We start from the raw sequence: 25,871 nt of genomic DNA, 5'->3' as shown, positions 1-25,871 counted from the left end.
CCACCAGCACCACCGCCGCCACCCGACGCTGGCCGCCACCCGCCACCCGCCACCTGATGCCGACTGTCACGTGATGCTGGCTGCCACTTCGATCCAGGCCGCCGCGCGATGCCAACCGCCACCCGACCCCGGCCGCCGCGCGATGGTGGTTGCCGCGCGATGCCAACCGCCACCCGATCCCAGCCGCCACGGGATGCTGATTGCCGCGTGATTCCGGCTGCCGGGCACGTTGCTGGCAGTCGCCGCGATCCGCTCGACTGATCTGCTCGCGACCAACCTGCTCGACGCCCGGCCCACCTACTGGCGGCCCACCCACCAACCCATGGCCCAACTCCCCACCTTGAGATCCACCTCCCCAAGCCGAGCCTCACTCCACCTGAGGCCCACCCCCCCCCACGCAAAATGCCGGGCCTCCAACGGAGAACCGGCACCTCGCGGTCGGCGTCGGGTCAGTCGTCTGACTCGTCCGGCACGGTCGGTTGGAGCACCGACCGCGGCAGGACCTTCGCCCGCAGGGCCAGCGGGGCGTTGCGGCTGAGGCTTCGGCGGACGTCCTCAACCGCCTTCGGCAGTTGCGGGTCCGCCTCGGCTCGATCGCTGTACCAGGAGCGTTCGATGGCGCCGACCACGGAACGCAGGCCGTCGCGACCTTGTTCGTCCAGGTTGTGGGCGCGGGCCATGCGGCGGGCGGCCACGCGGACCGTTTCGGTCGGTGGGATGCGGGTGCCGCGGTCCACGGACTCGGCGATGAGTTCTTCCCACGCGGCGTTCGCGGCCTGGGCGCCGAGGCCCGCGATGGACTGCAAGCGGTTGTGCCGTCGGACGGCGCGGACGACTGCGGGAGACGCCGCCACCGCCAGCAGGAACAGGGGCACGGCCAGCCACCAGGAGAACAGGGCTATCAGCAGGGTGGCGGTGAGGGCCCAGCAGACGGCTGCCGCCGCTGCCACACCCGGTCTGGCGAGGGGCAGGCGGTTGAACGTGGCCAGCGCGCCTACGCGGGGCATCAGGAGGAGCAGGGCGGTGAGGAGTGCCGCCAAGCCGCCGGACACGACGAGTGCGATCCAGTGCCAGCCGGGGGTCACCTCGACCGGGGCGGTGCCCGCCAGGTCCTGGGTGTCGGTGACCGGGGCGGCGGAACTGGAGGTGACGGCCGACGAGGCGGCCGCGGACGACGACTCGTCGCCCGCGTCGGGGGCCTGGGCTTGGCCGTCGTCGCCGGTGCCGCCGATGTAGGACGGGATGACGCCGCGGCCGTCGGTGAGCGGGGTCGGGTCGAAGGTCATCCAGCCGTGGCCCGCGAAGTAGACCTCCACCCACGCGTGGGCGTCCAGGCTGGTGATGGTCTTGTAGTCCTCGGTCGGGTAGCCGCCGGTGAAGCCGATGGCTACCCGCGCTGGCAGGCCGATGGAGCGGGCCATCACGGCCATGGCGGCCGAGTACTGCTGGCAGAAGCCGGTCTTGCTGTTGACGACGAAGTCGACCAGCGCGTCGGCGTTCGAGTCGCCCTCGGTCTTCGTCGAGTACTTGAAGCCGTTCGTGCCGTCGGTGAAGTACTTGTACAGCGCCGTGGCCTTGTCGAACTTCGTGCCCTCGTTCTGGGTGATGGACCTGGCCAGCGTCGTGATCGACGGGTCGATGCCGTCGATCTTGAAGTACACCGGGTCGACGCCCTCGGCGCTGCCGTTGGCCCGCCGCAGCTCGTCGGCCGACGGGTTCTCCAGCACGGTTTCCAGCGTGTACGGGCCGACCTTGTGCTTCTTGAGGCTGTAGATCATGCCGCGGGCGTTGTCGAACCGCCACGTGCCGTCGGTGTTCTCGATCTTGCGGGGCTTGCCGTAGACGGGCAGCCACACGTCGTTCCAGCCGACCGGGTCGATCTCGACCTTGGTGGTCTTGCCGTCGCCGGGGTCGCCGGGCTGCGGGGGCAGGTCGCCGTTCGCCGGGCTGCCCTCGGACAGTGCGCCGCCGACGGACCACTCGCCGCTGGCGGGGTCGTACTGCTGGAGCGTCATCGCGCGCAGGTACGCCGAGTCCGGCAGGCCGCGGACGTGGAACATCTCCCTGGTCTCACCCTGGCTGAGCATGCCGCGCAGCTCGGTCAACGGCTTGAGGCCGAGCCCGTCCGCGCCGCCGCCCGCGGCGGTACCCGTGCCGGGCAGCCTGCCGACGGTGCCGATCAGGGTGAACGTGGCCCCGGCGAACAGGGCGATCACCACGGCCATGCCCGCCACGGCGGTCGCGGCGCCGCCGGAGCTGCTGCCCCCGGTGCCGCTCATCCGCCCGCGCCACGCTTCGTGGCGGTGCTGGCCGTCGACCACCAGGAGCAGCGCGAACGCCGCCGCGCCCAGCACGAACGTCCACAGCGGCAGCATCTCGTCGGCCAGCGAAGCGGGCACGGCGAACACGCACAGCAGCACCAGTCCGGACGCCGCCGGTGCCGCGGCGCCGACCGCGAGGGTGTCCACGAGGACCGCGACGAGTCCCATCGCGAGCATGATCAGGCAGCGCATCGCGGGGCTCTCCGCCACCGGCGGCACCCCGGTCTGGACCTCGCTGATCGAGTTGCCGAGCACCGTCCACAGGTCGTTCAGCGAGTCCGGGCCGGGCAGCACGACCAGGAACCCGGTCCTGGTGAACAGCGTGACCAGCAGGCAGAGCAGCGCGAAGATCTGGCCGATGCCCACCAGCGGCGCGGGCAGCTTGACCGCGCGGAGCAGCAGGCCGGTCCCGGTGACCACGGCGACCGCGATCAGCACGTAGAAGATCCACAGCCCGCCGGTGACGACGCCGGACAGCGCCGTCGCGGAGCACACCACCGCCAACGCGGCGACAGCGGGCGTCACCGACCCCGTCCAGTCCCCGCCGACGGCCGCGGGACGACCGGGCGGCGCCGCGACGGGCGGTCTCTGCTGGAAAGCTCCGGCCATCAGCCAACCTCCGTGCACACCGCGGGGCCGCGGGCGTGACCCGCGCGGCTCAAGGGCTTGGTGATCGAGACGACCGGGGTCGAGGCTGGTCGTGCCGCGGACATCGGTCGGCCTCCGCGTGCGCGGCGGGCTTGGTTGCTACGACTTGGGAGCGAGGCGTCCGGGGCTGGTCGTGCCAAGGACGTCAGCCGGCCTCCGTGCGCACCGCGAGCCTGGTCCGCGCGACTTGGGAGCGAGGCGTCCGCGGCCATCGGCCAGCCTCCGTGCGCGCCGCGAGCCTGGTAGGTGCCGCCCAGAAGCGAGGCGTCCGGGGCTGGCAGGTGGCGTGCTCCGGCCATCAGCCAACCTCCGTGCGCACCACAGGGCCGCGGTTGCCCGCGCTGTGGCACAGCTCTTGCCAGACCTGGTTCATCGGGCTCGACGGCTTGGCGATCGAGACGCCCCAGCCCGCGATGTGCAGCAGGCGCTGCGCTTCGGTCACGTCGGGGGCCGGGTCCTCGGTCGGGCTCGCCCACTCGGCGACGTCGAGGAGCACGGCGAGGCTGCGCATGCCGCGCGGGCGGTAGCGGACGAGGCCGTCGACGACGGCCGGGGTGCACGCGCCGAGGATGGCGATGACCTCCTGGCCCGCGCCGGGGTCGAGGCCCGCGGCTAGTTCCTTGCGGTGCGAGGGCTGGAGCGCGGCCAGCGAGTCGAGGACCACGGCGTCGCTGTGGCCGCCGTCGCCGGAGCCGCCCGCGAGGACGCGGCCGTCCTCGGCGACGAGCTTGACCTGGTGGCCGAAGCGGTGCAGGTGCAGGCAGATGCTGGCGGTCATCGACACGGCCCACTCCAGGCTCGCGCCGGGGCCGCTGCCGCGGTGCGCGGTCAGCCGGTGGTCGAGCAGCACGGTCGTGCCGCCGCGCCACGGGCGTTCCTCCACGCGCACCATGAGCTGGTCGCGGCGGGCGGTCGAGCGCCAGTGCACCTTGCGCAGGTCGTCGCCGTGCCGGTACTCGCGGACGATCGCGTCGTCCTCGCCCTGGCCGCTGCGCAGCCGGATCGAACCGTCGTCGCCCGCGCCCATGCCGGAGCCGCTGGGCAGACCGTTGAGCCCGGTGATCCGGGGTACCACGACCAGCCTGCTGCGGCCCGCGAGTTCGCGGTCGTACTCCACCAGCCCGAACGGGTCGGTGATCCGGGCCATCAGCGGCCCCACCTGCTGGATGCCCCGCATCACCGGCTTGAGCGGGTACCGCAGCGCGGTGGCGGTGCTGCGCGGTAGCCGCTCCACCACGAACCGGGGCCTGCTGCCGAGCGCGTACGGGACGTTGTCCTCCAGGAGCAGGCCGCCGGTCGGGAGGCGGCCGGTGCTGCGCAGCTCGACGCGCACCTCGGTGGCGGAGCCGACGGGCACCCGGCTGGGGTGCAGGAAGCGGGACGCGTGCAGCCCGACGCGGGCACGGGTGGCCAGCCAGGCGGCGAGCAGCGGCAGTGCGACCACGAAGGCCGCCACCCGGAGCAGGTCGCGCTCGTTGAGGACGAGCGCGCACAGGCCTGCCGCGAAACCTGCGGCGAGCAGGCAGCGACCGCGGGTCGTCAGGCCGGAGAGGGCTCCGCGCATCTCAGCGGTTCGTCCCTGCGTTCTGGGTGTACTGGCCGTTCGGCGACGGGGTCGCCTGCGGCACGGGCACCCGCTGGATCAGCGAGCGGACCAGGTCGGCGGGGGAGCGGCGGGCGGCCTGCGCCTCGGCGGTCAGCACCAGCCGGTGCGCCAGCACGGGGACCGCGACGGCGTGGATGTCGTCCGGGACGACGAAGTCGCGACCCGCCAGCGCGGCCTGCGCGCGAGCCGCGCGGACCAGGTGCAGCGTGGACCGCGGGGACGCGCCGAGCCGCAGCTCGGGCAGCCTGCGGGTGGCCGACACGAGTTCCACGGCGTACCGGCGGATCTCCTGCGACAGGTGCACGCGGCGGACCGTCTGCACCAGTTTCAGGATCTGGGCGGCGTCCGACACCGGGCGCAGCTCGTCCATCGGGTTGGTGCCCGCGTGCTCGTCGACCATGGCCAGTTCGGCGGCCGGGTCCGGGTAGCCGATGGAGACGCGCGCGGTGAACCGGTCGCGCTGGGCTTCCGGCAGCGCGTACGTGCCCTCCATCTCGATCGGGTTCTGGGTCGCGATCACCATGAACGGCGCGCCGAGCGGGTAGGTCTTCCCGTCGACGGTGACCTGGTGCTCCTCCATGCACTCCAGCAGCGCGGACTGCGTCTTGGGGGAGGCGCGGTTGATCTCGTCGCCGACCACGATGTTCGCGAACACCGGACCGGGCCGGAACTCGAACTCGTTGCCCTGCCGGTTGTAGATCGACGACCCGGTGATGTCGCTCGGCAGCAGGTCGGGGGTGAACTGGATGCGGCTGACCGTGCAGTCGATCGACCGGGCCAACGCCTTCGCCAGCGACGTCTTGCCGACGCCGGGGACGTCCTCGACCAGCAGGTGGCCCTCGGCGAGCAGGGCGACGAGCGAGATCCGGACCACGTCGGGTTTGCCGACGAGGACCTTCTCCACGTTGGCGGCGATCCGCTGGACTGCGGTGTGCAGTTCTCCGAGCACGTCGTCAGGTCGCGTCTGCGGGGAGTGGGCAGCGCCGGTCACCGTGGGCTTCACGGCTGGCGCGCCCTGCCCGAACGCGTGGTCCGGGAGTGCTGCTGGCTGGGTACTCGGGGTCACTCGACCTCCTGGAGCGGGGCTCGCCCGCGACCGGTGCACGGAAGCGGTGAGCGTTTCACGCAGTGTGTCAAACCAGGGCGAAGTGCCCTACCCCCGATTCGACAGGATCCTGACGGTAACTACGACGTGCGGGGTTGCACGGCGGTTCATTTTCCCCCCATCTCCACGATCCCCCACCACCGGCGTACGTGAAGCTGTTTTCGGCGGTTTTGCTGGTCCATCCGGGTGGCAAAACGGGCATCCTGGCTCACTCGGGGAGGTGGGTGTCGTCCGCTTCCCCCACCGCGCTCCACGCCGCCTGAAAGTCTTCTACCTGCGGAAATAGGAAACGGCACGCTGCGGAAACACCTGTTTCAGCGTTGACTGTGGTGAAAAGTGGGGTACTGTGGCGCCCGGTGGGGCTGACGGGGGCTCCACTGCCGCTCGGAGTCCGGTCGGCAGGAGGTGGAGGTGCCATGTTCCTCGGCACGCACCTCCCCAGGCTGGACGACAAGGGTCGGCTGACGCTGCCCGCGAAGTTCCGGGATGCGCTAGCGGGGGGTGTCATGGTCACCAAGGGCCAGGACCACTGCCTCTTCGTGTTCCCACGGGCGGAGTTCGAGCAGATGGCCACCAAGGTCGCGGCCGCTTCGTTCACCAACGAGTCGGTCCGCGCCTACCAGCGCTACCTGTTCGCCAGCACGGACGAGCAGCGACCGGACGGCCAGGGTCGCATCTCCATCGTCCAGGAGCTGCGCAACTACGCCGGGTTGACCAAGGAGTGCGCGGTCATCGGCGCGGTCAACCGGTTGGAGATCTGGGACTCCCAGGCCTGGCAGCGCTACCTCGAAGCCCATGAGGGCAGCTACGCCGAAGTGCGGGAGGAGGTCCTCCCTGGCGTCTTCTGATCGGCCGTGACTAGAGCACGACGTGGTTCGGGTGCCGTGAGGCCTCGGTCCGCTCGGCTTTCGGCCCTGGCGCACCTTCCCCGGCGCCAGGTTCGACGGGCGGGCGGGGACCTGACGACACCCGATCTCCACGTTGTGGCGGTCGATCACGAAGCAGAGGGAGGGGCTTGAGATGGCGGAGCGACCACAGCACGTACCGGTCCTGCTGAACCGCGTCCTCGAGCTGTTCGCCCCCGCGATCACCGACCGCCCCGCCGTGGTGGTGGACACGACCCTCGGGCTCGGCGGCCACGCCGAGGCCCTGCTGCGGGCGCACCCGCGGCTGACGCTGATCGGCCTGGACCGCGACCCGCAGGCCATCGAGCTGTCGAGCGCGCGGCTCGCGGGCTTCGGCGACCGCGTCAAGTTCGTCAACGTCACCTACGACCGCATCGCGGAAGCCGTCGAGGACCTCGGCCTGTCCCACGTGGACGGCGTCCTGATGGACCTCGGGGTGTCCTCGTTGCAGCTCGACGCGCAGGAGCGCGGGTTCGCGTACTCCAGGGACGCGCCGTTGGACATGAGGATGAGCGCGGGCACCGGCCAGACCGCGGCGGACGTGCTGAACACGTACCCGCCCGGTGACCTGGTGCGGATCCTGCGCGACTACGGCGAGGAGCGGTTCGCCAAGAAGATCGTCAGCTCGGTGGTCAGGGAGCGCGAGCGCGAGCCCTTCACGAACAGCGGACGGCTGGTGGAGCTGCTGTACGCGGCCGTGCCCGCGGCGACCAGGCGCACCGGCGGCCACCCCGCCAAGCGGACCTTCCAGGCGCTGCGCATCGAGGTGAACGAGGAGCTGGAGTCGTTGCGGCTCGCGCTCCCGGCGGCGCTGTCGGTGCTCGGCATGGGTGGTCGGCTCGTCGTCGAGGCCTACCAGTCGCTGGAGGACCGGATGGTGAAACGGGCCATCGCCGCGGTGTCGGTGTCGCGCAGCCCGCAGGGGCTGCCGGTGGAACTGCCCGGCTACGGGCCCGAGTTCAAGCTCGTCACCAAGGGTGCCGAGCTGGCGAACGAGCAGGAGATCGAGGAGAACCCGAGGGCCGCCCCGGTGCGCCTGCGGGCCGCGGAACGGATCAAGGAGGCGTCATGACCGCACCGGCAAGAGCGGGTGGCACCTCACCGAACCCCCGGCCCCGCTCGGACAAGCCGCGCGAGCGCGCCCTCAAGTCCGTTCCCGCGCCCGCCGGTTCGCCGCGCTCCCGCTCGGCCGCGACCGAGCGCGCGTACGCCCGGCGCGCGCAGCGCAACCAGAACCTCAGGGGTGGCGCCACCGCCGCGCCGCAGCGCCAGCCGAGCACAGTGTCCAAGGCGCCGTTCGTGATCATGGTGATGGCGATGCTGATCGTCGGCCTGGCCACGATCATGTGGCTGTCGACGCAGGCCGCCGCCGACTCGTACAAGCTCCAGGAAGCGCACAACCAGGCCACGCAGCTCTCCCTGCGGGTCGAGCAGCTCCGCCAGGAGGTCGCGCTCGCCGAGTCGCCGACCAAGCTGGCCGAGGCCGCGGCGAAGCTCGGACTGGTGCTGGCGGGCGACCCGGCGAAGCTCAAGCAGCTCCCCGACGGCTCGGTCGAGGTCTACGGCAAGCCGTCCGCGGTGGAGGCGCCCACGTCGGCGTCGGCCGGGCCCAGCTCGTCCCCGACCACCACGACCGCCCAGCCCACGGCGACCTCGCCCGCGGGTTAGTCGCAACGATCCCCTGACGGCAGGCGGAAGCCACGAGTCGTCAGCGGTGCCAGGAGGTTAGTCATGCCGGGGCCCAGCAGCGGCAGGCCAGCTCGACGTCCGCTGTCGGTGCGGGCGACCCGACCGGCCAAGCGGCGCGGGGCCAACGCCCGCGTCCGGCTCACCGTCGGCAGGCTGCTGCTGGTCAGCGCGCTGCTGCTGGCGGGGATCAAGCTCGTGCAGGTGCAGGGCTTCGACTCGGCCGAGCTGTCGCTCAAGGCCCAGCAGCAGCGCGCCACCCCGCAGGACATCCCCGCCGAGCGCGGGGCGATCCTGGACCGCAACGGCAACCAGCTCGCGTTCAGCATCGAGGCGCGGGCGATCTACGCCGTGCCGAAGCTGATGCGCAAGAACTGGGCCGACGCGCTGGCGAAGGACTCGTCGATCGGCAGCTTCGAGGACCACGCCAAGGCCATCGGCGTGGCGATCCAGGAGGTGCTCGGCACCGAGGTCGACGGTCAGAAGACCGACGAGAAGACCATGACCGACAAGCTGCTGAAGGACACCACCTACATCGAGCTGGTGGACAACGTCGAGCCGACGAAGGCCGCCGCGATCCGCAAGCGGTTCAACGAGATCGGCTCGGAGTTCCGCGCGGTCCGGGTGTACCCGAACGGCAAGCTGGCGTCGAACATCGTCGGCGCGGCGAACTGGCGCAAGGACATGACGCCCGGCGCGACGCACGGCCAGCTCGGGCTGGAGAGCTCGCAGGACAACCTGCTCGCGGGCCGCAACGGCCGCCGCGTCGTGGACACCATCCAGGGCGGCGACATCGTGATCCCCGGCGCGGACCGCGACCGGGAGCTGGAACCCGCGACACCGGGCAAGAGCCTGGAGCTGACGCTCGACATCGACACCCAGTACGTCGTGCAGAACATGGTCACCGACTACACGGCCAAGAGCGGCGCGAAGAGCGGCTCGGCCGTGGTGCTGGACAGCAAGACCGGCGAGATCCTGGCGATGGCGAACGACAGGACGTTCGACCCGGCGGACTTCGGCAAGGCCACCGAGGACGAGAAGCGCAACATCGCGGTCACGTCGGTGTACGAGCCGGGCTCGGTGAACAAGATCATCACGGCCGCCGGGGCGATCGAGGCCGGGCTCTTCCAGCCGTACGAGGTCCTCACCGTGCCGGGCAGCATCCAGGTCGCCGACCGCAGGATCAACGACGCGTGGGTGCACGGCGACCTCGACATGACGTTCGCGGGGGTGTTCGGCAAGTCCTCCAACGTCGGCACGCTGATGGCCGCCCAGCGGCTCGGCGAGGACCGCTACGCCGAGCTGCTGGACCTGTTCGGGCTCGGCAAGCGCACCGGCTCCGGGCTCACCGGCGAGGAGGCGGGCGTGGTCCCGCCGCAGAACCAGTGGTCGGGGTCGACGTTCGGCAACCTGCCGATCGGCCAGGGCCTGAGCATGACGCTGCTCCAGATGACCGGCATCTACCAGACCATCGCGAACAACGGCGTGCGCGTCCCGCCGCGGATCATCCGCGCCGAGGTCGACGACAACGGCGCCCGCAAGGAGGCCGACCGGCCCGAGGGCGTCCGCGTGGTGAGCCCGGAGACCGCCAAGACCGTGCGGGAGATGTTCCGCGCCGTCGTGCAGAACTCGCCGGGTCAGACCGGGACCGGTGCCGCGGCCGCGCTGCCGGGCTACCAGATCGCGGGCAAGACCGGCACCGCGCAGCAGGTCGACCCCAACACGGGCAACTACAGCAGCAACCTGTACTGGATCACCTTCGCGGGCATCCTGCCCGCGGACAACCCGCGCTACGTCGTGGGGATCATGCTGGACAGGCCGTCCGGCACGCAGTTCAGCAGCTCCGCGGCGCCGCTCTTCCACGACATCGCCTCGTACCTGGCCCAGCGCTACCAGGTGCCGCTGTCGGCGGAGCAGTCCCCGCTGATCACGCTCACCCCGTGAGCACGGCGCGCTACTCGCCGTGATCTGCGTCCCACCGAACGGGCTCGGTGGCTGTACCGTCCACCCCGAACGGTGACCGGATGTCCCCGGCGAACCTGCCGGGGGTCCGATGAGGACACCGTCGTCGGGGGCGCGACGGAGGCGTCCCCGCGGACGTCACAAGTGTTGTGCTGCCAGGGGATCCGGTCTCGGTCGGAGCCCTGGCGGCCGTCGGAGCGCCCCTCCGGCGGCGGTGTTCCCGGTCGGCACGACCGGATGTCCACCTGAGCCCACCGAGCGGTCGGAGAGTTCGATCTTGGCTGATCATCCGCCGAACGCGCATGCGCTGGTCGGCCACGCTCCGTGCGCCGGTAGCCTTCCGCGCGTGCCTGCCAAGCTCCAGGGCAAGGTCGCGACCGCCCCGCCTCGCCCTTCCCGCATCCAGCCTGTCGCCGTGTCCGAGCTCGCCTCGGTGGTCGACGCGCACCTGACCACGCCCACCTACGCCCACGTGCGGGTGAGCGGCGCGACGCTGCGCGCCCAGCACGTGGTCCCCGGAGACCTGTTCGCCGCCCTGCCGGGCGCGCGGGCGCACGGCGCCGACTTCGTCGAGGGCGCGCTGGCCGCGGGGGCCTCCGCCGTCCTCACGGACGAAGCGGGCGCCTCCCGGCCCGCGCTGCGCGACGCGCGAGTGCCGGTGCTGGTCCACCCGGACCCGCGCGGCGTCCTCGGCCTGCTGGCCGCCCGCATCTACGGCTACCCGTCCACGAAGCTCGCCGTCTGGGGCATCACCGGCACGTCCGGCAAGACGACGACCAGCTACCTGGTCGAGTCCGCGCTGCGCGCCGCGGGCCACCGCACCGGCCTCATCGGCACGGTCGAGACCCGCATCGCCGGTGAGCGCCTGGACAGCGCGTTCACCACGCCGGAAGCCCCCGACCTCCAGGCGCTGCTCGCCGTCATGGTCGAGCGCGACGTGCTCGACGTCGTGATGGAGGTGTCCAGCCACGCGCTCGACCTCGGTCGGGTCGCGGGCACCGAGTTCGCCATCGGCGCGTTCACCAACCTGTCGCAGGACCACCTGGACTTCCACCCGGACATGGAGGACTACTTCCGGGCGAAGGCGAAGCTGTTCGACGGCCGCGCCCGCACCGAGGTCGTCTGCGTGGACGGCGAGTGGGGCCGCCGCCTGGTCACGCCGGACACGGTGACCGTGGCCATGACGACCGACGCCGCGTGGACGTCCGGCGAGGTGTCCGTGACGGCGACCGGCGAGCAGTCGTTCACCGCGCACGGCCCGGACGGGCTCGCGCTGCCGATCACCCTGCGGCTGCCCGGCTCGTTCAACGTCGCCAACGCCCTGCTGGCCATCGGCTGCCTGCACGCCGCCGGGGTCGCGCCCGCCGACATCCAGGCGGGCCTCTCGGCCGTCCGGGTGCCCGGCCGGATGCAGCCCGTCGACGAGGGGCAGGCGTTCACCGCCGTCGTCGACTACTCGCACAAGCCCGCCGCCGTGGCGCTGGCGCTGGACGCCGTCCGCAAGCAGGTCGCCGGCCGGGTCATCACCGTGCTCGGCTGCGGCGGCGACCGCGACACGGCCAAGCGCCCGTTGATGGGCGAGGAGGCCGCGCGCCGCAGCGACCTGCTGGTCGTCACCGACGACAACCCGCGCAGCGAGGACCCGGCCGTCATCCGGGCGGCGATGCTGGCGGGGGCGCTCGCGGTGCCCGAGGCCGAGCGTGGTGAGGTCGTGGAGATCGGCGACCGCGGGGCCGCCATCGCGCACGCCGTCGCACAGGCCCGTCCCGGTGACGTCGTCGTCGTCGCGGGCAAGGGACACGAGACCGGGCAGGAGGTGGCAGGTGTGATCCAGCCGTTCTCCGACGTGGACGCGCTCACCGCCGCGATCAGGGGAGCCCGCCCGTGATCCGACTCAGCCTCGCCGAGATCGCGACGATCGTCGGCGGGACGGTGCACGTGCCCGCCAGGGACGTGAACGCGGAAGAGGTCACCGTCACCTCGTCCGTCGAGTACGACTCCCGCGAGATCCGGCCCGGCGGCCTGTTCGTGGCGCTGCCCGGTGTCCGGGTCGACGGCCACGAGTTCGTCGCCCAAGCCGTCGCCGCGGGCGCGGTGGGCGTGCTGGCGGCCCGCGAGGTCGACGCCCCCGCCGTGGTCGTGCCGCCGGTGGACGACGCGCACCTGCGCGCGGTGGCGCTGACCGGCGACACCGACGGCTCGGGCGCCGCCGTGCTCGCCGCGCTGGCCAAGCTGGCCCGCCACGTGACGGACGCGCTGGCCGCGGAGGGCCTCGCCGTCGTGGCCGTCACCGGCTCGTCCGGCAAGACCTCCACCAAGGACCTCATCGCCCACCTGCTCGAACAGCTCGGCACGACGGTCGCGCCCCCCGGCTCGTTCAACAACGAGCTGGGCCACCCGTGGACGGTGCTGCGCGCGGACGAGGGCTCGAAGCACCTGGTGCTGGAGCTGTCGGCCCGCGGGCCGGGCCACATCGCCTCGCTCTGCCGCGCCGCGCCGCCGCGCATCGGCGTGGTGCTGAACGTCGGCACCGCGCACGTCGGCGAGTTCGGGTCGCGGGAGGTCGTGGCGAGGACCAAGGGCGAACTGGTCGAGGCGCTGCCCGAGGACGGCGTGGCGATCCTCAACCTGGACGACCCGCTGGTCGCCGCGATGGCCGACCGCACCAGGGCGCGCGTCGTGTTCGTCGGCCAGCAGTCCAAGGCCGACGTGCGCGCCGAGGACGTCGAACTCGACGACCAGGCCCACCCGCGCTTCACGCTGGTGACGGCGGAGGGCAGCGCGCCGGTCGAACTCGGCCTGCACGGCGTCCACCACGTCGGCAACGCGCTGGCCGCCGCCGCGGTCGCGCTGGAACTGGGCGCCACGACCGCGCAGGTCGCGGAGTGGCTCTCCACCGCTCGGCGGCGATCCGATCGCCGCATGGAGGTCACCACCCGCCCCGACGGGGTGACCGTGCTCAACGACTCCTTCAACGCGAACCCGGAGTCGATGAGCGCCGCTTTGAAGACGCTCGCCACGATGGCGCGCGCGGGCAACCCCAGGCGTCGCGCCTGGGCGGTGCTCGGCGCCATGGGCGAGCTCGGGGACAACTCCGTCCCGGCGCACGACGAGATCGGGCGCTTGGCGGTCCGCTTGGACATCAGTCGTTTGGTTGTGGTCGGCGAGCAGGCGAGGCCGACGCACCAGGGCGCGAACCTCGAAGGTTCGTGGGGAGAGGAGTCGGTGCTGGTGCCGGACGTCGAGGCGGCTGTCGCGCTACTGCGCGAGGAGCTGCGGGGAGATGACGTTGTGCTGGTGAAGGCATCGAATGCCGCCGCGCTGTGGCGGGTCGCCGACGCGCTGCTGGAGGGGGGCACCAAGTGAAGAGCATCCTGATCGCAGCGGCCATCGCGCTGCTCGTCTCGATCATGCTGACGCCGTACCTGATCAAGGTCTTCTCCCGGCAGGGTTTCGGCCAGGAGATCCGCGAAGAGGGTCCGCAGAGCCACAAGACCAAGCGCGGCACGCCCACCATGGGTGGTGTGGCGATCCTGGTCGCGATGTGGGCCGGGTACCTGGGCGCGCACGCGGTGAACGCCATGTCGGACTCCGCGCAGGGCCAGACGCCCAGCGCGTCCGGCCTGCTGGTGCTGATGCTGACGACGTCGCTCGGGATCGTGGGTTTCCTCGACGACTTCATCAAGATCCGCAAGCAGCGGAACCTGGGCCTGAACAAGACGGCGAAGCTGGTCGGCCAGTTCGTCGCGACCATCATCTTCGCGGTGCTGGTCATGCAGTTCGCGAACCGCGAGGGCATCACGCCCGCGTCGGTGAACCTGTCGTTCGTCCGCGACATCTCCGTGGTGTCGTTCGGCGTCGTCGGCTTCGTGGTGTTCTGCTACGCCGCGATCTCCGCGTGGTCCAACGCCGTGAACCTGACCGACGGCCTCGACGGCCTCGCGGGCGGCAGTTCGGCGATGGTGTTCGGCACCTACGTGGTCATCAGCTTCTGGCAGTTCCGCTACAACTGCTCGACCTCGCCGCTCGCGGGCTGCTACGACGTGCGCGACCCGCTGGACCTCGCGCTCGTCGCCGCCGCCGCGATGGCGGGCTGCATCGGCTTCCTGTGGTGGAACGCCGCGCCCGCCAAGATCTTCATGGGTGACACGGGCTCGCTCGCGCTCGGCGGTCTGGTGGCGGGTCTGTCCATCGCCACCCGCACCGAGCTGCTCATGGTCGTCATCGGCGGCCTGTTCGTGGTCGAGGCCCTGTCGGTGGTGCTCCAGGTCGCGGTCTTCCGCACGTCCCGACGGCGGCTCTTCCGCATGGCCCCGTTCCACCACCACTTCGAACTCGCCGGGTGGGCCGAGACCACGGTGATCATCAGGTTCTGGCTGCTGGGCGGGATCTGCTGCATGCTCGGCCTCGGCCTGTTCTACAGCGAGTGGCTGACCGCGGTCGGGAGCTGACCCGGTGGCCACCTTCCTCGACGGCAAGCACGTCCTGGTGGCGGGAGCGGGCGTCACCGGCCGCTCCGCCGCCGAAGCCCTGCTGGCCGCCGGTGCGCAGGTGACCGTCACGGACGGCTCGGCCGACCGGCTGCTCGCGCTGGAGACGCTGCTGTCCGGCGTCGCGCTGGTGCCCGGTCTGACCGAGCCGCCGCGGGGCACGGACCTGGTCGTCACCAGTCCCGGCTGGCGGCCGGAGAGCCCGCTGCTCGCCGCCGCCACCGCCGTGGGGATCGAGGTCATCGGCGAGGTCGAGCTGGCCTGGCGGATGGCCGCCGAGCTGGCCGACCCGCCCGTGTGGCTCGCGGTCACCGGCACCAACGGCAAGACCACGACCGTGGGGATGCTGGAGTCGATCCTGCGGACCGCGGGCATCGACGCGGTCGCGTGCGGCAACGTCGGCCTGCCCGTCGTGGACGCGCTGCTGGCGGGCCACCGGGTGCTGGCGGTCGAGCTGTCGAGCTTCCAGCTCCACTGGTCGCCGTCCGTCCGGCCGTTCGCGGGTGTGCTGCTCAACCTGGCCGAGGACCACCTCGACTGGCACGGCGGCATGACGGCGTACGCCGACGCGAAGGCGCGCGTGCTGTCCGGCGAGATCGCCGTGGGCGGCGTCGACGACCCGCTCGTGGCGGCGCTGCTCAAGGCCTCGCCGTCGGCCAGGCACGTCGGGTTCACCCTCCACGAGCCCGTGGAGGGGCAGCTTGGCATCGTCGGCGGCAGGCTGGTCGACCGCGCGTTCGCCCCGGACGAGGACCTGGTCGAGGTCGACGAGGTCCTCCCCGCCGGTCCTCCCGGACTGGCCGACGCGCTGGCCGCCGCGGCGCTGGCCCGCGCCTACGGCGTCCCGGCCGAGTCGGTGCGCCGGGGCCTGCTGGCCTTCCGGCCAGGGGCGCACCGCGCGGTCGTGGTGGCCACGTCGGACGACATCACCTACGTCAACGACTCCAAGGCCACGAACCCGCACGCGGCCGTCGCCTCGCTCCGTTCGCACGCCAGCGTCGTGTGGCTCGCGGGCGGCCTGCTCAAGGGTGCCTCGGTGGACGACATGGTCGCCGCCGAAGCGCACCGGCTGCGCGCCGTCGTCCTGTTCGGCGAGGACCGCGACGAGATCGCCGCCGCGCTGCGCCGCCACGCCCCGCACGTCCCGTGCGCCGTGGTCGACGCGACGGACCGGGACGCCATGGCAACGGTCGTGCACGCCGCGCGCGAACTGGCCGAACCCGGCGACGTGGTGCTCCTGGCGCCCGCCGCCGCGTCCATGGACATGTTCACCGACTACGCCCACCGCGGCCACGCCTTCACCGAAGCGGTGCTGCGCCTGGTAGAGCACGAGCGCACCGGCCAGATCACATGACCACCAAGCCCACCACCGGCCTGACGACCACCAGCCCGGCCACCAAGCCGACGACCACCACCAAGTCGACGACCAAGTTGACCAACACCAAGCTGACCAACACCAAGTCGATCACCACCAAGCCGACCACCACCGACTTGACCACCACGCGAGGCCGCGTCGGGAGGTCGGTTCCCATTTTTTCCAAGCCGGGCGGTGACGAAGTCTCTGCCCGGCTTGGAAAAAATCGGCGCCGACCTGCCGACTACAGGCGGCCGAGCCTGCCGCCTCCGAAGGAGCGGCCATGTCACAGTGAGGTCATGACTGCGGTGGTGGGTGGATGACGGTGGTGGACAGGCCGACGGGAGCGGTCAAGGCCGCCAAGCCCCGCCGACGGCGGGTGACCGGGGTCAAGGGGTCGTTGACGGCGTGGCTGAGCAGGCCGCTGGCCGATTTCCACCTGCTGTTGGCGATCTTCGGCCTGCTGACCGCCATCGGGCTCGTGATGGTGCTGTCGGCCTCGGTGCCCGGTGAGGTCGCCGTCGGCAGCTCGGCGTACTCGGTGTTCCAGAAGCAGTTCACCTACGTGGTCGTCGGTTCGGTGCTGTTCTGGGTGGCGCTGCGGATCCCGCTGCGCCAGGTCCGGCACCTCAGCACGATGGCGATGCTGGTGTGCGTGCTGCTCCTGGTGCTGGTGCTGACGCCGCTGGGCACGGACATCAACGACACCCGTTCCTGGTTCGTCGTCGGGCCGGTCTCGTTCCAGCCCGTCGAGGCGGCCAAGCTCGCGCTCGCGCTGTGGGGCGCGCACGTCCTGGTGACGAAGAGGGCGCTGCTCAACCAGTACCGGCACCTGCTGGTGCCCGTGGTGCCGGTCGGTCTCGGGATCTTCACGCTGGTGATGCTCCAGCCCGACCTCGGCGGCACGATCACGCTCGGCGTGGTGCTGCTGAGCCTGCTCTGGTTCGTCGGCGCCCCGATGCGGGTGTTCGGCGTGCTGCTGCTCGGCGCGGTCGGCGGCGCCGTCGTGCTCGGCATCGGCGCCTCCTACCGGCTCGACCGGCTGGTGTCGTTCCTCGACCCCGAGGCCGACCCGCTGGGCAAGGGGCTCCAGGCGACGCAGGCGGAGTACGCGCTCGCCGAGGGCGGGCTGTTCGGCAAGGGGCTCGGCCAGGCCAGCTCCAAGTGGGACTACCTGCCGAACGTCCACAGCGACTTCATCTTCGCGGTGATCGGCGAGGAACTGGGCTTCGTCGGCTGCGCGATGGTCCTCGGCCTGTTCGCCATGCTCGCCGTGGTGGGCTTGAGGATCGCCGCCCGCAACACCGATCCGTGGATCCGGATGGTGGCCGCGACGCTGACCGTGTGGCTGGTCGCGCAGGCCGCGATCAACATCGGCTACGTCGTGCGGCTCCTGCCGGTCACCGGCATCACCCTCCCGATGATCTCCTCCGGCGGCACGTCCGTGGTGATCACCATGGTCGTGTTCGGCCTGCTGGCGAGTTGCGCGCGGCACGAGGCGGAGGCGGTGTCCGCGTTGCGGCACATCGGTCCCGGCCGGGTCGGCGGCGTGCTGCGGCTGCCCGCGCCGGAGGCGTACAAGCCACCGCCCAAGCGCAAGCCGGTGCGGCCGTCGTCGCCGCCGCGCGCGCCGGGCAGGCGGGCCGCCGCGCCGCAGCCGCCGGAGGAACGGCGGATGGCCGGGAGGTCCGCTCCGCCGTCGGAGTACCGTCGCCGCGAATCGCGCAAGGCGACCCAGGACAGATCAGCCCGCAACCGGCGAACCGGTCGTGACGGGCGCTAGTCGCACACCCGTGCAGTCGAACTAGGAGGAAACGCGTGACGGGGCAGGACCGGGTTCCCCAACGAGGCGGACCGTGCGTGGTGGTCGCCGGGGGCGGCACCGCGGGGCACATCGAGCCCGCACTGGCCCTGGCCGACGCGGTCATGAGGCTGCGGCCGGACGCGCGGGTCATCGCGCTCGGCACCGAACGCGGTCTGGAGAGCAGGTTGGTGCCCGCCAGGGGTTATCAGCTCGAACTCATCCCGCCGGTGCCGCTGCCGCGCAAGCCGACGGCCGACCTGCTGAAGCTGCCGCTGAAGGTCCGCGACTCGGTGCGGCAGACCAGGGAGATCCTGGAGCGGTACCACGCGGACGTCGTGGTGGGCTTCGGCGGTTACGTGGCGCTGCCCGCGTACCTGGCGGCCCGCGGTCGGGTGCCGATCATCGTGCACGAGGCGAACGCGAAGGCGGGGCTGGCGAACAAGGTCGGCGCCAAGTTCGCCGAGCGCGTCGCCGCGGCCGTCCCCGACTCGGGGCTGGCTGAGGCCGAGATCATCGGCATCCCGCTGCGGCAGTCGATCACCGGGCTGAACCGGATGGCGCTGCGGGCGCAGGCCCGCCAGTTCTTCGGGCTGCACCCGCACGCCCCGACGCTGCTGGTGTTCGGCGGTTCGCAGGGCGCGGGCTCGCTCAACAAGGCCGTGTCCGGCGCGGCGTCGGCGTTCGCCTCGGCGGGCATCGGCGTGCTGCACGCGCACGGCCCCAAGCACACGCTCGCCGTGCAGGCGATGGCCGGTGCCCCGGCGTACGTCGCCGTGCCGTACCTGGAGCGGATGGACCTCGCCTACGCCGCCGCCGACGCGGTGCTGTGCCGCTCCGGCGCGATGACCGTGGCCGAGGTGTCCGCGGTCGGGCTGCCCGCGGTGTTCGTGCCGCTGCCGATCGGCAACGGCGAGCAGGCGTTCAACGCGGGTCCCGTGGTGTCCGCAGGCGGCGGCATCATGATCACGGACTCCGACCTGACCTCCGAGCGCGTGGTCCGCGAGATCGTGCCGCTGATGGCCGACCGCGGCAGGCTGGCCGCGATGAGCGCCGCCACGCTGGGCACCGGTCGCCGCGAAGCCGACGAGGTGCTCGCCAGGATGGTCCTCGAGGTGATCAAGAAGTGAGCACGCTGGAACGGGTGCACCTGGTCGGCATCGGCGGGGCGGGGATGAGCGGCATCGCCCGCATCCTGCTCGCCCGCGGCGGTCAGGTGTCGGGGACCGACGCCAAGGACTCGCGCACGGTGCTCGCGCTGCGCGCGCAGGGCGCGCTGGTGGCGATCGGCCACGACGCGAAGAACCTGGACCAGCTCGACGGCGGTCCGACGGCGGTCGTGGTGTCCACCGCGATCCGCGAGGACAACCCCGAGCTGGTCGAGGCGCGCGAGCGCGGCGTCACCGTGCTGCGGCGGGCCGAGGCACTGGCCGCGCTGATGCTGGACCACCGCGTCGCCTGCGTCGCGGGGACGCACGGCAAGACGTCGACCACGTCGATGCTGACCGTCGCCCTCCAGCACTGCCGGGTCGACCCGTCGTTCGCGATCGGCGGTGACCTGAACGAGTCCGGCGCCAACGCCCACCAGGGGACCGGTGGCGTGTTCGTGGCCGAGGCCGACGAGAGCGACGGCTCGTTCCTGTACTTCTCGCCGTCGGTGGCGGTCGTGACGAACGTCGAGGCCGACCACCTCGACCACCACGGCACCGTCGAGGCGTACGTGGCCGTGTTCGACTCGTTCCTGGAGCGCATCGAACCCGACGGCGTGCTCGTCGTGTGCGTCGACGACCCCGGTGCCGCGGCGCTGGCGGAGCGCGCGGGCAAGCTCGGCATCCGGGTCCGCCCGTACGGCCGCACCGCGTCCGGCAAGGGGTCCGCGCGCCTGATCGACTTCCGCCCGCACGGCGGCGGTGGTCTGGCGACGGTCGAGCTGGACACGGGCGCGGCGGTCGACACCGTGGAGGTGGAGGTCGCCGTCCCCGGCGAGCACATGGCGGGCAACGCCCTCGCGGCGCTCCTCGCGGGCTTGGAGCTGGGCGCGGACCGCGAGGGCCTTCTGGAGGGGCTGGCGGCGTTCGGCGGCGTCCGGCGGCGGTTCGAGTTCAAGGGCCGCGAAGCGGGCGTCCGCGTCTACGACGACTACGCCCACCACCCGACCGAGGTGGCCGCGCAGCTCACGGCGGCCCGCCCGGTCGCGGGGGAGGGCAAGCTCGTCGTCGTCTTCCAGCCGCACCTGTACTCGCGCACCCGCACGTTCGCGACCGAGTTCGGGGCCGCGCTCGGCCTGGCCGACGAGGTCGTGGTGCTGGACGTCTACGGGGCTCGCGAGGACCCGGAGCCCGGCGTGACCGGCGCGCTGGTCACCGAGGCCGTCCCGCTGGCGCCGGAGAAGGTGCACTACGAGCCGTCGTTCGACCGCGTGCCCGCGCTGGTGTCCAGCCTGGTCGCCGACGGTGACCTGGTCGTCACGATGGGTGCGGGCGACGTCACGATGCTGGGCCCGGAGATCGTCAGCGAGCTGGGGCAGCGGGCATGAGCACGCCGGTCCGCGGTCGCCCACCCCGCACCGGGACGACGACGGCCGCGGACCGGGCTCGCGCGCGCCGGGCCCGGCGCACACCCGGCCGGGTGACACGCCGAACAGTGGTGAGGCGGCGAGTTGTCGCCCTCCTGGTGATCTTCGGCGTCGTCGGGCTCGTCGTCGGGGTCTTCTTCACCCCGATGCTCGGCGTCGACGACGTGGAGGTCCGCGGCGCGAAGGAGCTCACGGTCGAGCAGGTCAGGGCAAAGGCGGCCATCAAGTCCGGGTCGCCGCTCGTCCGCGTCGACGTCCACGGCATCGCCGACCGGGTGCGCGAACTGCCGCGCGTCGAGTCGGTCGAGGTGGCCCGCAGCCTGCCCGGCACGGTTCGCCTCACCATCGTGGAACGCTCGCCGGTCGCGTTCGTGAAAGCGGGCGACGGCGTCCACCTCGTCGACGCCACGGCCAAGGACTACGCGACCGTGGCGATGCCCCCGATCGGCCTGCCGGAATTGCTGCTGCCCGTCGAGGCACGCCCCGCGGTGAAATCGGCGGTCGGCATCCTCACGCAATTGCCGGAAAAGCTGCGGGCCGAGGTGCTGACCCTGTCGGCGCAAACCGGCGCCGACGTGAAGCTGGCGCTGGCGGGGGGCCGCGAGGTGCGGTGGGGCAACCTCAACGACACCCCGCGCAAGGCCGCCGTGCTGGAAGTGCTGCTGACCAGGGAGGGAACCGTCTTCGACGTGTCCAGCCCGGAACTCCCGACGGTGTCCTGACCAGCTCGGGAAAACCCGTCGTGAATCGACCGCCCGGCATTGATACTTCGGGCATGGAAATCACCGATCCGAGGATCGACCCGCCCCTCGCGGGCCCCGAACGCGACCAGTTGACCGGTTTTCTCGACTACCTCCGTAGCACGATCGGGTACAAATGCCGAGGCCTTTCCGACGAGCAGGCGGCGCGGTCGACGCTGCCCTCACCACTGCTCACGGCGGCCGGAATCGTGAAGCACCTGCGGTGGGTGGAGGCGTACTGGTTCGAAACGGTGCTCCTCGGCAAGCCCGACGCGGCGCCGTACACGGACTCCGATCCGGACGCGGACTGGCGCGTCGAGACGGGCGAGACGATCTCCGGATTGCTGAACGACTACGCTGCGCAGTGCGAAGTGAGTCGCGGGATCGCCGCGGACCTTGACCTCGACCACGAGGTTCCGTTCCGGGGCGAAGGCACTGTTTCCGTGCGCTGGGTGTTGATCCACATGGTCGAGGAGACCGGTCGGCACGCAGGGCACTTGGACGTCGTGCGCGAGCTGCTGGACGGTCTGACCGGCGAGTAGTGGTAGCGCACAGTGCTGATAGGTGTCGCGGCCTACGGCGTGGCCGCTGGACTGACGCACCACCGGTGCATACCGTCCAGCAACAACATACGGGGTTGACATAACTCTGGACCTCTGGTTGAGGTCGAGGGTTTCAATCCGGGTGGAGGTCCTTCCGGGCTGACCCGGCGACCACCATCCAGCGCATGGGCACGAACACGATCAGGAAGGCGGATCCGATGACGCCCCCGCACAACTACCTCGCGGTGATAAAGGTCGTCGGTATCGGTGGAGGCGGCGTGAACGCCGTCAACCGCATGATCGAGGTCGGGCTCAAGGGCGTCGAGTTCATCGCGGTCAACACCGATGCACAGGCACTGCTGATGTCCGACGCCGACGTCAAGCTGGACATCGGCCGCGAGTTGACCCGCGGACTCGGCGCCGGGGCGAACCCCGACGTCGGCCACAAGGCTGCCGAAGACCACCGCGAAGAGATCGAAGAAGTCCTCAAGGGCGCCGACATGGTCTTCGTGACCGCCGGTGAGGGCGGCGGCACGGGCACCGGTGGCGCGCCCGTCATCGCGGCCATGGCGCGCAAGCAGGGCGCGCTGACGATCGGCGTGGTCACGCGCCCGTTCTCCTTCGAGGGGAAGCGGCGCGCGAAGCAGGCCGAAGAGGGCATCCAGCAGCTCCGCAACGAGTGCGACACCCTCATCGTCATCCCGAACGACAGGCTGCTCCAGCTAGGCGACATCGGCGTCAGCCTGATGGACGCCTTCCGCTCCGCGGACGAGGTGCTGCTGTCCGGTGTCCAGGGCATCACCGACCTGATCACGACCCCCGGTCTGATCAACCTCGACTTCGCCGACGTGAAGAGCGTCATGTCCGGCGCGGGCAGCGCCCTCATGGGCATCGGCTCCGCACGGGGCGAGGGAAGAGCGGTCACCGCCGCGCAGAAGGCGATCAACTCGCCCCTGCTCGAAGCGAGCATGGAAGGCGCCCACGGCGTCCTCCTGTCGATCGCGGGCGGCTCCGACCTGGGCCTGTTCGAGATCAACGAGTCGGCCTCACTGGTCCAGGAAGCCGCCCACCCGGACGCCAACATCATCTTCGGAACGGTCATCGACGACTCACTGGGCGACGAGGTCCGGGTCACGGTGATCGCGGCGGGCTTCGACAGCGGCGGCCCAACCCACAAGAAGCTGGAACCACAGGTCCTCAGCTCCCCACAACGAGGAACAGTGGTAACCGGCCAGTCAGGCCAACTGAGCCAACCAGCACCACCAACACCCCAACAGCAACCACCGGTGGAACAGGCCCCCCCACCAATCCAGCCCCGCCCGGCAGCAGTACCCCAGCAAGCACAGCCGGTCCAGAACACCGGGGCGTTCCAAACCCCACAGCCAACGATGCCGAGGACGTTCCCGCAGAGCAACCTGCCAAACCAGCACGGCACAGGCTCCTCACTACCAAGCCGCCCCCTGCCGGTAACGGACGACCCGGACGACGAGGTAGACGTCCCCCCGTTCATGCGCCGCTAACAGCAGCCTGAAACCAACGAAGGCCCCTCGCAAACCGCGAGGGGCCTTCGTTTTTTATTCTCTTCTTTCCCTTGCCCTTAACGCAGTAAAGGCGACCACCAACTCACCGCCACCCACCGCACCGTCAGGCCGATTTTACTTGGGGTTTTTGGCGCTAAACTCAGTCGGGCGGCAAGCTTCCCACCTGCCGTTTTGGCCCGACTAGCGCCAAAAAGAGGGGCCCCAAGTCAAATCGGCCGCCCCCAGGACCACCCCAAACATCCACCCCACCCCCGACACCCCACCCTCCCGCACTTACCCCCGACACCCCACCCTCCCGCACTTACCCCCGGGACCCACCCTCCCGCACTTACCCCCCGGACCCACCTCCCGCACTTACCCACCGGACCCACCCACCGACTCGACCCACCACCCCACCCACCGGACCCCCCAGGACCCACCCAACCCACCCCCACCCTCCCCCCACCCCATGAAAAGCTGTCCCCGTGCGCATCCGTCGAGTCCTGACCACCCGCGAAGGCGGCGTCTCCACCGCCCCCTACGACTCCTTCAACCTCGGCGACCACGTAGGCGACGACCCCACCGCCGTATCCGCCAACCGCGAACGCCTGGCCGAGGGCATAGGACTCGACCCCACCCGCCTGGTCTGGATGGAACAGGTCCACGGCCGAACGGTCACCACCGTCACCGCCCCCCTGGACTCCCCGGCCGAAGCCACCGACGCCCTGGTAACCGCCGAACCCAACCTCGCCCTGGTAGTCCTCACGGCAGACTGCGTCCCCGTCCTCCTAGGCGACCCGACCACCGGCGTCATCGGCGCAGTACACGCAGGCCGAGTAGGCGCCCGAGTAGGCGTGGTCCCAGCCGCCGTCAAAGCCATGACAGACCTCGGCGCGAAACCCGAGAACATCGAAGTCCTCCTGGGCCCAGCCGTCTGCGGCAAGTGCTACGAGGTCCCCGCCGCGATGATGGCCGACGTCGAGAAGCACCTCCCCGGCAGCGCCTCCAAGTCCCGCGCCGCCAAACCCGCGCTGGACCTCCGAGCAGGCCTCTGGGCCCAGTTGGCCGCCCTCGGCATCGGCAAGCTCGGCGTGGACCCCCGCTGCACCTTCGAGGAGCGCACGCTCTTCAGCCACCGCCGCGAGCCCGGCACCGGCCGCCTGGGAGGGGTGATCTGGGTTGACCCGTCGTGACGACCTGGCGGCGAACCTCGCCGACGTCCGTGCCCGCATCGATGCCGCGTGCGAGGCCGCAAACCGGTCACCAGCCGAAGTGGACCTGCTGGCGGTCACCAAGACCTTCCCGGCCTCCGACGTGGCCCTGCTGAGCGAACTGGGCCTCTCCGCCTTCGCCGAGAACCGCGACCAGGAGGCGTCGGCGAAGGTCGTCGACTTCGGCGCCCTGCGCCCCGGCGTGGCACCCACCTGGCACATGGTCGGCAACGTCCAGCGCAACAAGGCCCGCTCGGTCGTCTCCTGGGCCGACCGCGTCGACACCCTCGACTCCGTCCGGCTGGCCGACGCGCTGGCCAAGGCGGCGGCCCAGCGGGGCAGGCCGCTGGACGTCCTCATCCAGGTCAGCATCGACGGCGACCCCGCCAGGGGCGGCTGCCCGCTCCCGGACGTCCGGGACCTCGCCGATCACGTCGCCGGATCGGGTGAACTTTTTCTGCGGGGTGTGATGGCCGTCGCACCGATCCAGATGAACCCTTCGACCGCGTTTTCCGTGCTCGCGGATGAGGTATCCCGCTTGCGCCGTGATCATCCCGCTGCGACTGTTGTCTCAGCGGGCATGAGCGGGGACCTGGAAGATGCGATCGCGCACGGAAGTACCTGCGTGCGTGTCGGAACGGCGCTGCTGGGAGGCCGAAGGCTAGCCTCGCCGTAACTGTATGGAACCTCAGGGGTGGCCGCACCGTCCTTGGTGGTGGGAATCGCGGAGGAAGGGTCCCCTGGCAATGAGTGGATTTCACAAGCTGAAGGCCTACTTCGGGATGGTTCCCGCCGAGTACGCGGACGACCCTGGGGCGTACGAGGACGAGCGCGGCCGCTACCAAGCCGACTACCGGTCCGAGTACGGCGCCGAGGCCGACGAGTACGACCCGTACCCTGAGCGTGGAGGGCGTCGTCGCGTGTTCAGCGGGACGAGGTCGGAGTACCGGTCGGAGCTCGACGAGTCCGACGACTTCGAGCCGGAGGCCCGGTCGCGGACCACTCGCCGTAGCTGGAACACCGACGCACCCGTCCACGGTGCACTGGCTGTCGAGCCGGTGCGCGAGCCGATCAGCAGGCCCAGGCCTGCGGCAGAGCAGACGGGCCACCCCTTGGGGCGCATCACGACGTTGAATCCGCGCAGCTACAACGAGGCGCGGACCATCGGTGAGCACTACCGCGACGGCACCCCGGTGATCATGAACCTCACCGAGATGGACGACGCGGACGCGAAGAGGCTCGTGGACTTCGCGGCCGGGCTGGCCTTCGCGCTGAGGGGCTCGATCGACAAGGTCACGAACAAGGTGTTCCTTCTCTCACCGCCCAACATCGACGTCACCGCGGAGGACCGCAGGCGTCTTGCCGAGGGTGGGTTCGGAAGTCTCACCTGAGTGGTGGCACAGTT

21 protein-coding genes are annotated in these 25,871 nt (G+C 71.2%); 18 read left to right on the top strand and 3 right to left on the bottom strand.

The features are described 5' to 3' along the window. Positions 1–449: 449 nt before the first annotated feature. The 3 genes from NZH93_RS15995 to NZH93_RS15985 all read right to left on the bottom strand — a co-directional run bounded on the left by NZH93_RS15995 (position 450) and on the right by NZH93_RS15985 (position 5,641). The gene (locus NZH93_RS15995) at positions 450–2,930 is read right to left on the bottom strand and encodes a transglutaminase TgpA family protein (protein WP_259623854.1); all 2,481 of its coding nucleotides are present in this window, start codon (positions 2,928–2,930) and stop codon (positions 450–452) included. 337 nt (positions 2,931–3,267) lie between these two features. Then, positions 3,268–4,533, bottom strand: coding sequence for a DUF58 domain-containing protein (locus tag NZH93_RS15990; RefSeq protein WP_259623853.1), 1,266 nt, complete (start codon positions 4,531–4,533; stop codon positions 3,268–3,270). Between the two features lies 1 nt (position 4,534). Continuing rightward, positions 4,535–5,641: an AAA family ATPase gene (locus NZH93_RS15985; RefSeq protein ID WP_372506640.1), complete on the bottom strand. Its 1,107-nt coding sequence runs from the start codon at positions 5,639–5,641 to the stop codon at positions 4,535–4,537. A gap of 455 nt (positions 5,642–6,096) precedes the next feature. On the opposite strand from NZH93_RS15985, the gene mraZ reads away from it, so the two are divergent. The 18 genes from mraZ to NZH93_RS15895 all read left to right on the top strand — a co-directional run bounded on the left by mraZ (position 6,097) and on the right by NZH93_RS15895 (position 25,857). Further along, the gene (gene mraZ / locus NZH93_RS15980) at positions 6,097–6,528 is read left to right on the top strand and encodes a division/cell wall cluster transcriptional repressor MraZ (RefSeq protein ID WP_259623852.1); all 432 of its coding nucleotides are present in this window, start codon (positions 6,097–6,099) and stop codon (positions 6,526–6,528) included. A 172-nt stretch (positions 6,529–6,700) separates the two neighbouring features. Next, positions 6,701–7,657, top strand: a complete 957-nt coding sequence (rsmH, locus tag NZH93_RS15975; RefSeq protein WP_259623851.1) for a 16S rRNA (cytosine(1402)-N(4))-methyltransferase RsmH — start codon at positions 6,701–6,703, stop codon at positions 7,655–7,657. Beyond that, on the top strand, positions 7,654–8,253 hold the full coding sequence (ftsL, locus tag NZH93_RS15970) for a cell division protein FtsL (RefSeq protein WP_259623850.1): 600 nt from the start codon (positions 7,654–7,656) through the stop codon (positions 8,251–8,253). Before rsmH ends, ftsL begins: the two co-directional genes overlap by 4 nt. A 63-nt stretch (positions 8,254–8,316) precedes the next feature. Further along, on the top strand, positions 8,317–10,215 hold the full coding sequence (locus NZH93_RS15965) for a peptidoglycan D,D-transpeptidase FtsI family protein (protein WP_259623849.1): 1,899 nt from the start codon (positions 8,317–8,319) through the stop codon (positions 10,213–10,215). A gap of 364 nt (positions 10,216–10,579) precedes the next feature. Continuing rightward, positions 10,580–12,121, top strand: coding sequence for a UDP-N-acetylmuramoyl-L-alanyl-D-glutamate--2,6-diaminopimelate ligase (locus tag NZH93_RS15960; protein WP_259623848.1), 1,542 nt, complete (start codon positions 10,580–10,582; stop codon positions 12,119–12,121). Continuing rightward, positions 12,118–13,599, top strand: coding sequence for a UDP-N-acetylmuramoyl-tripeptide--D-alanyl-D-alanine ligase (locus NZH93_RS15955; RefSeq protein WP_259623847.1), 1,482 nt, complete (start codon positions 12,118–12,120; stop codon positions 13,597–13,599). The genes NZH93_RS15960 and NZH93_RS15955 overlap by 4 nt, the downstream gene beginning before the upstream one ends. After that, positions 13,596–14,684: a phospho-N-acetylmuramoyl-pentapeptide-transferase gene (gene mraY / locus NZH93_RS15950; RefSeq protein ID WP_259623846.1), complete on the top strand. Its 1,089-nt coding sequence runs from the start codon at positions 13,596–13,598 to the stop codon at positions 14,682–14,684. The genes NZH93_RS15955 and mraY overlap by 4 nt, the downstream gene beginning before the upstream one ends. A 4-nt stretch (positions 14,685–14,688) precedes the next feature. Further along, positions 14,689–16,077, top strand: a complete 1,389-nt coding sequence (gene murD, locus NZH93_RS15945) for a UDP-N-acetylmuramoyl-L-alanine--D-glutamate ligase (protein WP_259623845.1) — start codon at positions 14,689–14,691, stop codon at positions 16,075–16,077. Beyond that, positions 16,074–16,400, top strand: a complete 327-nt coding sequence (locus NZH93_RS15940; protein WP_259623844.1) for a hypothetical protein — start codon at positions 16,074–16,076, stop codon at positions 16,398–16,400. The genes murD and NZH93_RS15940 overlap by 4 nt, the downstream gene beginning before the upstream one ends. Next, positions 16,397–17,860 carry a putative lipid II flippase FtsW gene (gene ftsW, locus NZH93_RS15935; protein WP_259623843.1) on the top strand — a complete coding sequence of 488 codons (1,464 nt, stop codon included), beginning with the start codon at positions 16,397–16,399 and terminating at the stop codon, positions 17,858–17,860. Before NZH93_RS15940 ends, ftsW begins: the two co-directional genes overlap by 4 nt. A gap of 35 nt (positions 17,861–17,895) precedes the next feature. Further along, positions 17,896–19,008, top strand: a complete 1,113-nt coding sequence (gene murG / locus NZH93_RS15930) for an undecaprenyldiphospho-muramoylpentapeptide beta-N-acetylglucosaminyltransferase (RefSeq protein WP_259623842.1) — start codon at positions 17,896–17,898, stop codon at positions 19,006–19,008. Positions 19,009–19,052: 44 nt separating this feature from the next. Further along, positions 19,053–20,414 carry a UDP-N-acetylmuramate--L-alanine ligase gene (gene murC, locus NZH93_RS15925; RefSeq protein WP_372506653.1) on the top strand — a complete coding sequence of 454 codons (1,362 nt, stop codon included), beginning with the start codon at positions 19,053–19,055 and terminating at the stop codon, positions 20,412–20,414. Between the two features lie 110 nt (positions 20,415–20,524). Further along, positions 20,525–21,175 carry a cell division protein FtsQ/DivIB gene (locus tag NZH93_RS15920; RefSeq protein ID WP_259623840.1) on the top strand — a complete coding sequence of 217 codons (651 nt, stop codon included), beginning with the start codon at positions 20,525–20,527 and terminating at the stop codon, positions 21,173–21,175. A gap of 53 nt (positions 21,176–21,228) precedes the next feature. After that, complete coding sequence (locus NZH93_RS15915; protein ID WP_259623923.1) at positions 21,229–21,735, top strand: DinB family protein; 507 nt, start codon at positions 21,229–21,231, stop codon at positions 21,733–21,735. Between the two features lie 218 nt (positions 21,736–21,953). Then, positions 21,954–23,255: a cell division protein FtsZ gene (gene ftsZ / locus NZH93_RS15910; RefSeq protein ID WP_259623922.1), complete on the top strand. Its 1,302-nt coding sequence runs from the start codon at positions 21,954–21,956 to the stop codon at positions 23,253–23,255. Positions 23,256–23,740: 485 nt separating this feature from the next. Beyond that, positions 23,741–24,448 carry a peptidoglycan editing factor PgeF gene (gene pgeF, locus NZH93_RS15905; RefSeq protein WP_259623839.1) on the top strand — a complete coding sequence of 236 codons (708 nt, stop codon included), beginning with the start codon at positions 23,741–23,743 and terminating at the stop codon, positions 24,446–24,448. Beyond that, positions 24,435–25,142: a YggS family pyridoxal phosphate-dependent enzyme gene (locus tag NZH93_RS15900; protein ID WP_259623838.1), complete on the top strand. Its 708-nt coding sequence runs from the start codon at positions 24,435–24,437 to the stop codon at positions 25,140–25,142. The genes pgeF and NZH93_RS15900 overlap by 14 nt, the downstream gene beginning before the upstream one ends. Positions 25,143–25,212: 70 nt before the next feature. Then, the gene (locus NZH93_RS15895) at positions 25,213–25,857 is read left to right on the top strand and encodes a cell division protein SepF (RefSeq protein ID WP_259623837.1); all 645 of its coding nucleotides are present in this window, start codon (positions 25,213–25,215) and stop codon (positions 25,855–25,857) included. The last annotated feature ends 14 nt before the right edge of the window (positions 25,858–25,871 follow it).

Source organism: Umezawaea endophytica (genome assembly GCF_025061645.1).
GTDB classification, from domain to species: Bacteria; Actinomycetota; Actinomycetes; order Mycobacteriales; family Pseudonocardiaceae; genus Umezawaea; species Umezawaea endophytica.
Note: the sequence above shows the minus strand (reverse complement) of the source record. Positions and strands in the feature narration are given on the sequence as shown.